The sequence below is a fragment of the Acidipila rosea genome, from assembly GCF_004339725.1.
Taxonomy (GTDB): domain Bacteria; phylum Acidobacteriota; class Terriglobia; order Terriglobales; family Acidobacteriaceae; genus Acidipila; species Acidipila rosea.
On sequence record NZ_SMGK01000001.1, the window covers coordinates 714,109 to 726,870 of the forward strand.

A 12,762-nucleotide genomic window follows, 5' to 3' on the forward strand; every position below is an offset into this window, starting at 1 on the left:
CCCTGCGCCTCATCCCTCCCACGCGCCCAGCTCTTTCCTCAACGCCACCAGCTGCCCCAGGTGATAGCTGGTGTGGTCTCCGGCCAGCAGCACCTCGCGAAGCAGGGTCTGCCCTTCACCCCAGGGAATCCGCGCATAAAGATTTGATCGGGGATTATCGACCAGCTTCTCAAACGCAGCCATGTCCTCCTGGAGGGCCTTCACTGACGCATCCCATTCTGCTTTGTCGGCTGGTGCCTCGCTGCCGGGCCAATAGTCCTCCGGCCATTTCGGCGCAACGTATTCGGCATTGGTTGAGAAGTCGAGCAGGTCATGCACGGTGAACCGCATGTGCTCCAGCAGTTGCCAGGCTGAGTGCGATGCACCCTTGCTCTTCGCCCCATAGAACTCGGGCGGAAACTTGTGAAACGCTGCCTCGATATCGGCATGAGCGCTCCCCAGTCGCAGAAATTCCACAAGCTGTTCTCTTAATACGCGGTCATCGGTTGCCATTTTCTCTCCTTGAGTGCGGATCGAATTGCTGTCTCGATCGGTTTCAGCGGATCGTCCGGATTGTCTCTTCTCCCCTTGAGATGCGCCCTCGATTGCCACTCGTCTTTTGCGGATGTTAGCCTCGAAGCAGTTTTGAGTCCTGCGCACGGAGATCCGCATTTAATGCAGACGAAATACAACAACATGGCCCTGCCTGAGGGCGGCCAGCCCATTGAGTACGCCAACGGTAAGTATCAGATTCCCGATCACCCCATCATCCCGTTCATTGAAGGCGACGGCACCGGTCGCGATATCTGGCGCGCTTCGCAGCGCGTCTTCGACGCCGCCGTCGAAAAAGCCTACGGAGGCAAGCGCTCCGTAAAGTGGTTTGAGATCTACGCTGGCGAAAAAGCCTTCCGCGAGTTCAAGACCTGGCTTCCGGATGACTCCGTCAACGCCGCACGCGACCTGCGTGTCTCCATCAAAGGACCGCTCACCACTCCCGTTGGCGGCGGCATCCGCTCGCTCAACGTAGCCTTGCGCCAGATTCTGGACCTCTACTCCTGCGTCCGCCCGGTCAAGTACTACCAGGGCGTCCCCAGCCCCGTGAAGCACCCTGAAAAGCTCGATGTCGTCATCTTCCGCGAGAACACGGAAGATGTCTACGCAGGCATCGAATTCAAAGAGGGAACTCCTGAGGCGAAGAAGCTCATCAGCTTCCTCAACGACGAAATGCTCAAGGGCGGCAAGAAGCGCGTCCGCGAGGATTCCGGCGTCGGCATCAAGCCCATCTCCATCTTCGGCACCAAGCGGCTCGTGCGCTATGCCATTCGCTACGCCATTGAGAACAACCGCAAGTCCGTCACCCTCGTCCACAAGGGCAACATCCAGAAGTTCACTGAGGGCGCCTTCCGCGAATGGGGTTATGAAGTAGCCGTGGATGAGTTCCGCGATCAGGTCGTCACCGAGCGCGAGAGCTGGATCCTCGGCAACCAGGAGGCGAACCCCGGCCTCACCGTCGAGCAGAACGCGGCGCTCATTGAGCCGGGCCTTGAGTTCGGCAACGATCAGTTCCGTCAGGAGCTCTACGCCGAGGTCAAGGGAGTACTCGACTCCATCGGCGCAAGCCACGGCAACGGCAAGTGGAAGCAGAAGATCCTCATCAACGACCGCATTGCCGACTCCATCTTCCAGCAGGTCATCATCCGTCCTGAGGAGTACAGCATCCTAGCCTGCCCCAACCTCAACGGCGACTATATCTCCGACGCCTGCGCCGCACAGGTTGGCGGGCTCGGCATCGCGCCCGGAGCCAACATCGGCGACGGCTATGCAGTTTTCGAGGCGACCCACGGCACTGCTCCCAAGTATGCCGATAAGGACGTCATTAACCCGGGCTCCGTGATGCTTTCCGGCGTCATGCTCTTCGAGTTCCTCGGCTGGAGCGAAGCCGCGAAGCTCATCGAGAGCTCGCTCGAAAAAACCATCCAGCAGAAGTACGTCACTTATGATTTCGAACGCCAGATGCCTGGTGCAACCAAGGTCAAGACCAGCGAATTTGCTACCCGCATGATTGAAAATATGAAGTAGCGAAGCAACAAAGGTTTGCCTCATCGTGGAGGCACTTGCAGTTCTTGTGATGTTTGCCGGGGTCCTGTTTTCTTGTGCTGTTTCTGCGCAGGGAACCGAGCCCCGCCAACTTCATATTCACACTGGTGCAGTCACCGCAACACCAAAGAAGGAGAAGCATGCGTAAGAAAGTCACCATCATAGGCGCAGGGAACGTCGGCGCAACCTCAGCACACTGGATCGCCTCGAAGGAACTGGCTGACATCGTCCTCGTCGATGTCACGGAAGGCATTCCCCAGGGCAAAGGGCTCGATCTGCTCGAAGCCATGCCCATTGAGAAGCGCGACTGCCACATCACCGGCACCAACGACTACGCCGACACTGCCAACTCCGATATCGTTGTCATCACCGCAGGCATTCCGCGCAAGCCCGGCATGAGCCGCGATGACCTGCTGCAGACCAACTACAAGATCATGTCCGATGTCGTGGGCAAGGTCGTCGCCCACTCGCCCAACTGTATTCTCATCATCGTCTCCAACCCGCTCGACGCCATGGCGCAGGCCGCCTTCCGTCAGGCCAAGTTCAACCGCGAGCGCGTCATAGGCATGGCCGGTGTGCTGGACTCTGCACGCTTCCGCACCTTCATCGCCGAAGAGCTCAAGGTCTCCGTGGAAAACGTCACAGCCTTCGTTCTTGGCGGCCACGGCGACACCATGGTTCCCCTTCCGCGCTACTCCACCGTGGCGGGCATTCCCATCACTGAGCTGATCCCCAAGGATCGCCTCGATGCCATCGTGCAGCGCACCCGCGACGGCGGTGCCGAGATCGTCAAGCACCTGAAGACCGGGAGCGCCTACTACGCCCCCTCCGCCGCAACCGTGGAGATGGTCGAGGCCATTCTCAAGGATAAGAAGAAGATTCTTCCCTGTGCCGTCTATCTTCAGGGTGAGTATGGCATCGACGGCTACTTCGTTGGCGTTCCGTGCAAGCTCGGCTCGCGCGGCCTTGAGCAGATCATCGAGATCAAGCTCACCGACGAGGAAGCAGCCGCACTCCAGAAGAGTGCCGATGCAGTCAAGGAGCTTTGCGCCGTCATCGGCGTCTAGCCACAAAGCAGAAGGCCGGCGAACCTCTCAGGTCGCCGGCCTTTTCAGCTCTCTACTGTGGCAGCGGCTCCGCCTTCAGTATCTTGTAGTCGTCATACAGAATCATCAGCGTGGCATGGCCGCCGATCCGGATCGTGGATACGCTCTTGTTCTTCTCCGGCAGCCAGAAATCCCCGACCTTTTCATAGACATGGTTGATCGTTGTGCCCGTGATCCAGAAGGAAGGATTCTTCGCCGGCTCCACGTTGATCCTGCACACCGCGAAGTCGCGATCGTTGATCCATACCTCGCCGCGATAGAGATACTTTGTCGGCGTCTTCGGCTCCACCGAGACGCTGTAGGAGCATCCGTCCGCCTCCGGCTGGTATGCCAGGTTGCTGAAGGTGTAGTTCTCCGTATTCAGATCAACCCGCTTCTTATTCTCCGCGTTGGAAGCATCCACTTCTGCCTTGATGAGCTTCTTGATCACCTCGTTCACCAGCAGCTTGGGGCCGCTCTCGGAGACAATGTGAAACACCTTCGTATCCGGAGCCGTGTAGGTCATGTCCGCGACCACCTCGGCGTGCAGGTCGCTGTGAAAGCCTTTGTAGGAGAGCGTGTACGTCCGCTTCACCTCAAAGCTCTCCAGCGCGCGTGCCCGCGCAATGTTGCGGTCGATCATCTTCTGCACCACTTGGGAGAGTGTGAGAGGAGTTTGTGTAGGCGTGGCTGCCGGGCTTTGCATCGGCGCCATCAGCAGAGAGAAAAGAGCAACCCAGGGAAAAATACGCATTAAACTCCAGCCGGTCGTGCGGAGTCGAGCGGATACGCCTGCAATCCTTCTGCGGTCAGCGCATGGTCTCGATAGCTCCGGTAAATATCTTCAAAGGCGCGCTCCCATGAAGCATCGAGCGCATCCTCGCGTGCTGCAACGCGCATGGCCGCCAGCCGCTCCGGCTGCGTCATGAGCGTCTCAATCGATGCGGCAAATTCCTCCGCATTTCTTGCCACAAATCCAGTCTCTCCGTGCCGTACCGTGTGCTGCGGTCCGCCCCGGTCGGTCACTACCGCCGGCACACCCGAGGCCAGGGCCTCCAGCACTACCAGCCCAAACGTCTCCGTCTCTGAAGGGAAAGCCAGCACATCCATCCCTGCGAAAGCCCGCGCCAGCGCCTCACCGCGCAACACACCCGCGATCTCAGCGTAAGACATATTCTCGCGCAGCCACTCGCCTTCTGTCCCCTGCCCCACGATCAGAAAGCGGAACTCCCGGCATCCGCGCGCCAGCAGCGCCCTCTCGATCTCCGCCAGCATCCGCACGTTCTTTTCAGTGGAGAGCCTTCCCACATACCCGATCGTAAATGCTTCGCTGGTGCGTTCGCGTTTCGCCGGGTCAAAGAGCTGCAGATCGACGCCGTGCCGCATCAGCGAACAAGGCTTGCCTGTGGCCTTCGCCAGCTCCGCGGCAATCTCCACATTTGGCGCAAACAGCAGTTCCGGCACGCGATAGTAGCTGTTCGTCACTACGGCGCTCAGGCGCTCTGCAGCCCCTCCGGCGCTCGCCGCGATCTTCTGTGGCAACAGGGAAAGGCTTCGCCTCATCCGCAGACCCGCGTACTGCGGCAGATTCGTCTGCCAGAAGGCTGCCAGCGGGATCTTCAGCTTCCGCGCCAGCGTCATGCCCAGGATGCCGACATCGCTTGGTCCCGTAATCTGGATGTAGTCTGGTTGGAACTCGTGCAGCATCGCGGCTACCCTGCCATAGTGCCGCATGAATGCCAGGTCGAAATCATGGGCGCGATCGAGCGGAAAGCTCAACTGGCTCCGCTTCAGCTGGACTCTTGTTACCGAGCCCTCGCGCACGCACTCATCGCTGTCGCCCGCATGGAAGAGAAGAAAGGGCAGCCCGTGATCCTCGGCATAGTCCCTGAAGTGATGTGCTACCATCGCGACCCCATCCACCTCGTTGTAGGCGTCAGGGAAAAACGCGATGCGCGGGTTCTCTTCGTTCAAGACACAACCTCAGAAGGATGCAGCTCCGCATCGCCTGGATAGATGCGCCGCAGCCCCTTCTGAATTGTAGTGTTCTCTGCCAGGCGAACAAAAGCCATGACTCGATTGATGTACTCCGGTGGCTTGGTCCACATCGACGATAATGGCACCGGCACCCCATTCCTGTCAGGATGGAAGACCCGGTCATCCCAGCGCCTCCAGCCCTCGGGGTAGTTCGGATATTCGCGGATCACGTCCAGCACCGAGTGGGTCACACGCACGCACATCGGCTCGGCGTACTGCGCCATGAACAGCACGTGGCTCAGCTTCTCTCGCCGCACCTCGTGTACGAACTCGGCAAAGCTCTGCGCATTCGTCAGGTTCACTGATGCGCTGGGCTCGCACGCGTGGCGATCGCCGCCCGAGATCAGCGGCAGCTTCCAGCGCTCCGCCAGAGGCATCACGTAGCGGTTCTCCGTCCATTTCCGCATCCCGTTCAGTTCCAGTGCATGCAGCATGCCCTGGTTCCGTTCGATGAACTGGTCGATAGCTGCAGCGTGCCGGTCCGTCCCCCATCCCGCCATATCCCACAGCGGATGGTTGAACACAATCAGCACATCGGGCATACCGTGGAGCATCGACAGCAGATCGCTCGCGTGCTCCTCGCAGGCTGCCGTAGTGCAAGCGTTGAGCTCGTCGGCAATCGCCTGCGCCCGCTCCGGCGGCAGATTCTGGATCCCCAGGTGGAAGACATTTCCCCTGAAGGGAACACTCCACTCCATCGACAACGGCACCCCGTCAGTCTCCGCAGACATCTGCAGCGCTGCCGGAGCCTTGATCGAATCGTGGTCGGTGATCGACACCAGGGCTGCCAGTCCCAGGCCGTCTTCAAACTGCTTCGTCTCCACCTCGAGCGCGTGCCGCGGACTTAGAGGCGGAGTCCAGTAGGCCCGTCCGAAATCGACGGGAATGGCCGACTTGGTGCACAGGTGTTCCAGCGCCCGGCGCATGGGCGACCATTTCTCGGCAAATGCCGGAATGAACTGCAGCTTTTCGTTTGAATGGTTTGTATGACTATGAAGGGAAACGCCAGTGCGATAGTCACGCGTTATGTTCGGGTTTTTCCAGATGCATGAAACTTGGTTCGCCGCCAATGGAGACAGTCCTTAGCTGATCCGGCTAAATCTATCACAGCTTTATGAAGCCTTTGTCAGACATTCTTTTATCATGTCTTCTTCAATTACAAGATGAGGTTTATGTAATCTTTCATCCATAATTCTATGATTTAGACGTCAGCCTACACTTCTATCAGTTAGACGTTAGCCGGCGCGAACCGTCGCTTCCTGTCATCGGCCCGGCGATATACTCATGAGTCGCACTCCATTCACTGAAACCGGAGCACCCATGTCCTCTCCAGCAATTGATTTCGCGCGCAGCCAGTCAGCGCGCTTCCTTGACGAACTCAAAGCCCTCCTGCGCATCCCCTCCGTTTCCACCCTGCCTGAGCATCAGGGAGACGTGCGTCGCGTCGCCGAGCTGCTCGCCGCCGAGCTCACCCGCATCGGCATGGAGCACGTCGAGATCATCGAGACAGGCGGTCACCCGCTCGTCTATGCCGATTGGCTGCACGCAGCAGGCAAGCCCACCTGCCTCTGCTATGGCCACTATGACGTGCAGCCGCCCGATCCTTTGGATGAGTGGCTCACCCCGCCCTTCGAGCCCACCGAGCGCAACGGCAACCTCTACGCCCGGGGCGCCGTGGACGACAAGGGCCAGATGTATATGCACCTCAAGGCGCTGGAATCGCTGTTTTCCACCGGCAACGGCAAGCTGCCCCTCAACGTCCGCGTCATTCTCGAGGGAGAAGAAGAGGTCGGCGGCGAATCCATCGCGCGCTTCGTCCGCGAACACCCTGAGCGCCTCAAGGCCGACTTTGCCCTCGTCTCCGATACGGAGATGTTCGCTCCCGACCTGCCCACCCTGTGCGTAGGGCTGCGCGGCATGATCTATACCGAGATTGAGGTCCGCGGCGCCAGGACCGACCTCCACTCCGGCATGTACGGAGGCGCGGTGCCGAATCCCTTTGTTGCTCTCGCCCAGATCATCGCCCAGCTCAAGGACAAGGACGGCCGTATCCTCATTCCCGGCTTCTACGACGCCATCCAGCCTCCCAGCCAGGACGAGCTTCGCGCCTGGCAGGCTCTGCCGTTTAATGAGGAGCACTACCGCGCCACCGAAGTCGGCTCCCCTGAGCTCACCGGCGAGCCCGGCTACAGTGTCCTGGAGCGCACCTGGGCGCGCCCTACGCTCGACGTCCACGGCATGCCTGGCGGCTACACCGGCGCAGGCGCGAAGACGGTTATCCCGGCCAAAGCGGTCGCCAAGGTCTCCATGCGTCTCGTCCCGGACATGACCACCGACCACACCTTCGCCCTCTACAAGAGCTTTGTAGAGTCACTCAAGCCCGCCGGCGTTGAGCTGGAAGTCCGGCTGATTCACTCCGGCGACGCAATCGTCATCGGTACGGATAATCCATATATCCGCGCAGCCACCCAGGCCCTCCGCTCCGTCTGGGGCAAGGAGACGGTCTTCATCCGCTCGGGCGGCTCTATTCCCATCGTTGGCGATTTCGAGCGCCACCTGCAGATTCCCACCGTCATGATGGGCTTCGGCCTTCCTGACGACAATCTCCATGCGCCAAACGAGAAGTTCCACATCGCGAACTTCCATCGCGGCATCGAGTCCGTTGTCGCCTTCTTTGAAGAGCTGGGGCAGTGAAGGGATTTGTCCTCGCAGGCGGCCTCAGCACCCGCATGGGCCGCGATAAGGCGCTGCTGCCTTTTCGCGGCCGCTTGTTGATCGAGCACGCTGTGGAGCTTCTGGTGGGCGTCGGCCTCGACCCGCATATCGCCGGTTCCAGGCCTGATCTCCGGCGCTTCGCACCCATCGTGGAAGACCTGCATTCCGGCGCTGGCCCCCTGGGCGGCATCGAGGCTGCGCTATCCAACGTCGCTGAAGCTGCGCTCTTTCTGCCCGTCGATCTCCCGCTTCTGCCGCCGGAGTTCCTGCGTCTGCTGCTCGCTCGCGTAGGCCTCACCGGAGCAGCAGCAACCATCCCCACAATCGCCGGTCAGCCCCAGCCACTCTGCGCCGTTTATTCGAGAACGCTCCTGCCCCGCATCTCCGCCGCTCTCGCACAGGGCGACGGCAAAGTCATGCGTGTGGTCACAGGGCTACGCACCGATCTCTTCTCCGTCGAATCCGTAGCCACTGCCCAGGAAAACTTCGGCCTTCCCAGCCCACCTCACCAGTGGTTTACGAACGTCAATTCGCCGGATGACCTCGCCCGTGCCGGCACTGCATAAGGCTCAGCCTAAATAGCTGCCGAACTGGCGTTCTGCTCGACTCCGCAGAGATAGACCTCAATGCCTAGCTGGTGAAACGCTGCCGCCTTGGCCATCAGGGCCGTTGTCGCCGTGGCGCCGTCCTTTGTGTAGGCCACCTGCACGTGGTTGGATTTATGCCGACCCATCATCTGGTCACGCGTTACCCCATGCAGCACGACGTTCATGATGGGCCACTGCGGAGTCGTCAGCTGCCAGCGGCGATTCACCTCTTCACGCGGCAGATCGAGCACCGTACCGCGGCCCATATCCGCCTTGAGCCGCCCATCCTCGACATACACCCGGCTCCAGACGATCTCGCCAGGCTTGCTGATTCCTTTCAGCGTCCCACCGCCCAGCGGGAAGTACATCGGAGGCTGGCGTTCGCTTGTCGCGCCCTGATAGCCACCCACCAGATGCTGTGGTGGCACTGCGCCTGAAATCTCGAAGACCCAGACGAATTGCCCCTGCCACTCTTCGCCAAAGCGAATGTCGTGGAGCGTCGTTTCAGGATCGAGCTGCAGTTTGCGCCACACCCGGTTGGTCACGAGTGCGTCGACACCGGCACATTCGTCAACTTCGTTGAAGTGAGGCAGGCACTCGCCCTCATATAAAACGCGATCTTCGCTCGCATGCCGCACCGGCGGCCTGTCCACATTGTTCAGCAGCCCTTCGACAAGATCGGAGGCGGGCGCCAGATCCTTCAGTCCCTGCTGGTACTGGATGCCAATGGCCGCACAGCCGAACTGATCGGCGATTCGCAGCGCTGCGATATACATGCGGCACTGGTCGAGAATCTGCTCTTCCGTCAAATGAATCGCGCCATCCGGCCCAGTCTCGAACTTCATTCCCTTTTGCCCGAGCCAGTCACGAACCGCCTGGGCCTCCTCGGCTGGAATCACCCTCATCGCCGCGTAGAGCGCCGACTGACTCAGCCGCTCCTTGAAAATGCCCATCGGGTGAAGAAGTTCATCGGGAATGATGGCGTTGTACATGCCCATGCAGCCTTCATCGAAGACGCCCAGGATCGCCTTGTCGCGGAGAAGGCCGGCGGCCACCTCGTGGCCCGTCTCGCCTGCAACACCGGAGACTGTCTGCGCGGCGAGACGCTTCACATGGGAAGCATCGTGCCTGATGCGTTTCCCGTGAAGCCACTGCTCCAATCCGGCTCGCGAGTATTCGTCCGTGAAATCCTTGCTCCAGATCGTGCTGTAGGCAACGCCCGCCTTCGTCAGAGAAGCGTTGAGGTTCAGCATGCCAACAAGCCCCGGCCATTGCCCGCTCCAGTTGGCCGCCGTCAGAATCGGGCCGTCATGATGATAGAGCCCCGCCAGAACGTGGTGGCTGTATTGCCACACTGCCTCAGCGACGATCACCGGTGCACCGGCGGGTATCTCCCGGAAGACGTCCATGCCATATCTTTGGCTGTCGATGAATCCGTGCTGTTTTTCCGGTTGAAAGCTGTGAGCTCTCCGCACTTCAAATCCAAAGCTCTCAACTGCCTTGAGGAGTAGCGTCTCCAATGCAAGCTGGGCGGGCCAGCAAACCTGGTTGGCGCTGAGGCGAAGATCGCCACTGGCTACGAGATAGACCAACGACATGATGTTTTATTCCCCGGAAAGCATCGCGAGCCGTCGCACGCGATAGATGATAATAATTCCATTTGAGACATACGTGTCCATCCTGCAGGGAAGATATCTGCATTGCCGCTTGCGCTCGATGCGCCGTGCCTGTTGAATCATCCCGCGGCTAAGTCGCCACGGGCGGCCTATCGCGCAATGGCTGCGGTTGGTTCATACTGGTGCGACATGTCGGAAGCTGGGGCGGAGGCACGTTCCTGCCGCACGGCTTTCTTCTAGAGTTCAATCTGTTTCATGAGGCGTAAGGAAGGGTATATTTCCTGATGTTAGTTCTTGCCGTTGTTCTGGCCATTTTTGTCTATGGCATGATCGCCGCTACCCTGGGAACGATCCTGCCGGATCTCTCCGAGCGCTTCCACCTCACCCCGAGTCAGAATGGCAATATTGCCTTCGCTCAGGCGCTCGGCCTCATGCTCGCCTCTCTTGGCGTCGGCCCTTTGCTCGATGCTGAGGGTAAAAAGGTTGGTCTTATATTGGGGCTCTCGCTCATATCGATAGCCCTCTTCGCGCTGCCACGGGTGCGGGGATTCAAAGGCATCCTGTCTCTCCTCTTCATCCTGGGCGTGGGCGGAGGCATCGTTATTACAGGGGCGAACGCGCTGGCCAGCGATGTGGGAAACGCCCACAGGGCCAGCATGCTCAACATGGTGAACCTCTTCTTCGGACTCGGAGGATTCGTTACGCCCTTCATCGCCGCGAATCTCTTCCGGAAAAACTGGATTCGTCTCTGCTACTCCATCGCTGCCTTTTCTTCCCTGACTCTGGTGCTCGAGATCGCCACGCGAATGCCCGGGCCCACAGGCGTCCATGACTTCATGCTGGCTAACATCGGTCAGGTGCTCGGCAGGCCGATGGTCTTGCTGCTGGGGCTGTTTCTTTTCCTCTATGTCTCCTGCGAAGTGGGAGTGTGGAACTGGCTCCCGCGCCACCTCATCGCACAGGGTATTCCCGAGTCGCGGGCGCTGAATATTCTCTCCATGGGCTTTGCCCTCGGACTGCTGCTGGGGCGCCTCCTGGCATCATCGATCCTCCTCAAAACATCTGCCACCACCGTCACCCTGATGGCCTCCATCGTGATGGCTGTCACGACGTTTCTCATGCTGAGGACGAAGCGGCCAGCCGCAGCCTTGATCCTGGTCGGGCTCGCTGGCCTCTCCATGGCTCCCGTCTTTCCCACCGTGCTTGCCATCGTGGCTGACGTATCACCGCAGATGACGAGCACAGCGATCGGCTTCGCCATTACCTGCGGCTGGCTGGGGCTCGCTGTGAGTTCGCGCGTGATTGGAGCGATTGCCGGGGGCGACCCTCTGCGATTGCGGAAGGCTCTCCATGTAATACCGGCTGCAGCGCTGCTGATGATTGTGCTGAGCGTGGTGATCCGGGCAACGCTGCACAGCTAAATGTGTTGTGCAGCGCTGCCCGTGAGGCATCAGTTTTTTTAAGCCTTCAGATTGCGCATGTAATCCGCGTCGATCTTCAGGCACTCCATCGCCGGCTTATCGAACTCCTCCTGCTCTACAAAGCAGTGCCGGATGTGTCCGGCGATGGCAGCCTGCTTGAAGATGGGTCGATAATCGATCGTGCCCTGGCCTAGCTCCGCAGCTGGCGGTGGCGCGGTCACGGATGTTGGCTTCTCTGTCCGTTTGAAGTCCTTCACGTGCAGCATGGAGATGCGCGTCGGATAATGCCGCAGGTACTCGACAGGATCGCCGCCACCCACGACCACCCATCCACAATCCATCTCCATCGTAACCAGCGCTGGATCGGTCAGGCGCAGTAACTCGACATAAGGCACCACGCCATTTTGCGCGCGGAACTCCATCGTGTGATTGTGGTAGCCAAAGCGCATGCCCGCCGCGCGCACCTTCTCGCCCATGTGGTTGAACTGCTCGGCATTCCACCGCCAATCGTCGATGGTGAAAGCCTCGATCTGATTCTTGTAAGGCATGCCTTTCAGCCGGGCCGGGTCTTTGAATCCCGGAAAGGAGCAGATAATGTAGCTGACTCCGAGTTCTCGATTGAAGTCGAGTACCTGCTCAAACTGCTTCTGAAGATCGTTATAGGAGTAGTGTGCGCTGACGCACCGCAAGCCGGAATTCTTCATGGCCTGCTTCACCTGCGCGGCGCTGTGGCCGTAGAATCCCGCCGCTTCCACCTCGCGATATCCCAGCTCTGCAATCTGCTTAAGGGTGCCTTCATAGTTCGTCGGCAACATCTCGCGCACGGAGTAGAGCTGCAGCCCCAGGGGCAGCCCAAGAGGATAGGGAGACGCTGCGCTGGCGTGGGCCGCTACGCAGTTGTAGAGAAGAGCAGCAGAGCTGATCTTGAGAAAGTCGCGTCGGTTAGAGGTCATCTTTTTTTGATCTCTCATTTCTTCGGTGAGGAACCGAGGTGGCCAGCTTATCATCTGCCATCCCGCCCGACGGCCTTCGCCATCCTTCATAGACGATGGACTCCCGGTCCCGGGCCTCTTCGGCAACATGCTTGACATTTGTTTTGCATTGAAACTATATTGCGGTTCGCGCCAACATTTGTACTGATCTGCGCCTGTACCGCGGGACGTGTGCATCAGGTATTGCGAAAAGCATGTCTTCTGCGGCTCGCCTGGATTCAGGCAGGCATGCT

General features: G+C 59.6%; 11 protein-coding genes. 5 read left to right on the plus strand and 6 right to left on the minus strand.

The window, feature by feature from the left end; translation table 11 throughout:
• Positions 1-9: 9 nt before the first annotated feature.
• Complete coding sequence (locus C7378_RS02930) at positions 10-492, minus strand: DinB family protein (protein WP_131991506.1); 483 nt, start codon at positions 490-492, stop codon at positions 10-12.
• Positions 493-654: 162 nt separating this feature from the next.
• Between C7378_RS02930 and C7378_RS02935 the strand changes: the two genes are divergently transcribed.
• Both C7378_RS02935 and mdh read left to right on the plus strand, forming a co-directional pair.
• Complete coding sequence (locus C7378_RS02935) at positions 655-2,058, plus strand: NADP-dependent isocitrate dehydrogenase (RefSeq protein WP_131991508.1); 1,404 nt, start codon at positions 655-657, stop codon at positions 2,056-2,058.
• A 158-nt stretch (positions 2,059-2,216) separates the two neighbouring features.
• On the plus strand, positions 2,217-3,143 hold the full coding sequence (gene mdh / locus C7378_RS02940) for a malate dehydrogenase (protein WP_131991510.1): 927 nt from the start codon (positions 2,217-2,219) through the stop codon (positions 3,141-3,143).
• A 52-nt stretch (positions 3,144-3,195) separates the two neighbouring features.
• Here the strand turns inward: mdh and C7378_RS02945 are convergent, their stop codons facing one another.
• The 3 genes from C7378_RS02945 to C7378_RS02955 are packed head-to-tail and all read right to left on the minus strand — an operon-like array spanning position 3,196 to position 6,268.
• Positions 3,196-3,915: a hypothetical protein gene (locus tag C7378_RS02945; protein ID WP_131991512.1), complete on the minus strand. Its 720-nt coding sequence runs from the start codon at positions 3,913-3,915 to the stop codon at positions 3,196-3,198.
• Positions 3,915-5,135 (minus strand): glycosyltransferase, encoded by a 1,221-nt coding sequence (locus C7378_RS02950; RefSeq protein WP_243648023.1) that lies wholly within the window; start codon positions 5,133-5,135, stop codon positions 3,915-3,917. Before C7378_RS02950 ends, C7378_RS02945 begins: the two co-directional genes overlap by 1 nt.
• Positions 5,132-6,268, minus strand: a complete 1,137-nt coding sequence (locus tag C7378_RS02955) for a PHP domain-containing protein (protein WP_131991514.1) — start codon at positions 6,266-6,268, stop codon at positions 5,132-5,134. Before C7378_RS02955 ends, C7378_RS02950 begins: the two co-directional genes overlap by 4 nt.
• A gap of 250 nt (positions 6,269-6,518) precedes the next feature.
• On the opposite strand from C7378_RS02955, the gene C7378_RS02960 reads away from it, so the two are divergent.
• Together C7378_RS02960 and C7378_RS02965 are read left to right on the plus strand one after the other, a co-directional pair.
• Entirely contained in the window at positions 6,519-7,892 is a 1,374-nt protein-coding gene (locus C7378_RS02960; protein WP_131991516.1) for a dipeptidase, read from the plus strand.
• Entirely contained in the window at positions 7,889-8,479 is a 591-nt protein-coding gene (locus C7378_RS02965; protein WP_131991518.1) for a molybdenum cofactor guanylyltransferase, read from the plus strand. The genes C7378_RS02960 and C7378_RS02965 overlap by 4 nt, the downstream gene beginning before the upstream one ends.
• Before the next feature lie 8 nt (positions 8,480-8,487).
• Here C7378_RS02965 and C7378_RS02970 read toward each other — a convergent pair whose 3' ends face one another.
• Complete coding sequence (locus C7378_RS02970) at positions 8,488-10,098, minus strand: fucose isomerase (RefSeq protein ID WP_131991520.1); 1,611 nt, start codon at positions 10,096-10,098, stop codon at positions 8,488-8,490.
• Positions 10,099-10,400: 302 nt separating this feature from the next.
• Here C7378_RS02970 and C7378_RS02975 point away from each other — a divergent pair, with 302 nt between their 5' ends.
• Positions 10,401-11,537: an MFS transporter gene (locus C7378_RS02975; protein WP_131991522.1), complete on the plus strand. Its 1,137-nt coding sequence runs from the start codon at positions 10,401-10,403 to the stop codon at positions 11,535-11,537.
• Positions 11,538-11,575: 38 nt separating this feature from the next.
• Here the strand turns inward: C7378_RS02975 and C7378_RS02980 are convergent, their stop codons facing one another.
• Entirely contained in the window at positions 11,576-12,490 is a 915-nt protein-coding gene (locus tag C7378_RS02980; RefSeq protein WP_131991524.1) for a sugar phosphate isomerase/epimerase family protein, read from the minus strand.
• Positions 12,491-12,762 lie beyond the last annotated feature (272 nt).

Bases quoted from the DNA above. Each gene is read 5' to 3' on its own strand.
- C7378_RS02930 (WP_131991506.1), bottom strand. From the start codon at position 492: ATGGCAACCGATGACCGCGTATTAAGAGAACAGCTTGTGGAATTTCTG.
- C7378_RS02935 (WP_131991508.1), top strand. From the start codon at position 655: ATGCAGACGAAATACAACAACATGGCCCTGCCTGAGGGCGGCCAGCCC.
- mdh (WP_131991510.1), top strand. From the start codon at position 2,217: ATGCGTAAGAAAGTCACCATCATAGGCGCAGGGAACGTCGGCGCAACC.
- C7378_RS02945 (WP_131991512.1), bottom strand. From the start codon at position 3,915: ATGCGTATTTTTCCCTGGGTTGCTCTTTTCTCTCTGCTGATGGCGCCG.
- C7378_RS02960 (WP_131991516.1), top strand. From the start codon at position 6,519: ATGTCCTCTCCAGCAATTGATTTCGCGCGCAGCCAGTCAGCGCGCTTC.
- C7378_RS02970 (WP_131991520.1), bottom strand. From the start codon at position 10,098: ATGTCGTTGGTCTATCTCGTAGCCAGTGGCGATCTTCGCCTCAGCGCC.
- C7378_RS02975 (WP_131991522.1), top strand. From the start codon at position 10,401: ATGTTAGTTCTTGCCGTTGTTCTGGCCATTTTTGTCTATGGCATGATC.
- C7378_RS02980 (WP_131991524.1), bottom strand. From the start codon at position 12,490: ATGACCTCTAACCGACGCGACTTTCTCAAGATCAGCTCTGCTGCTCTT.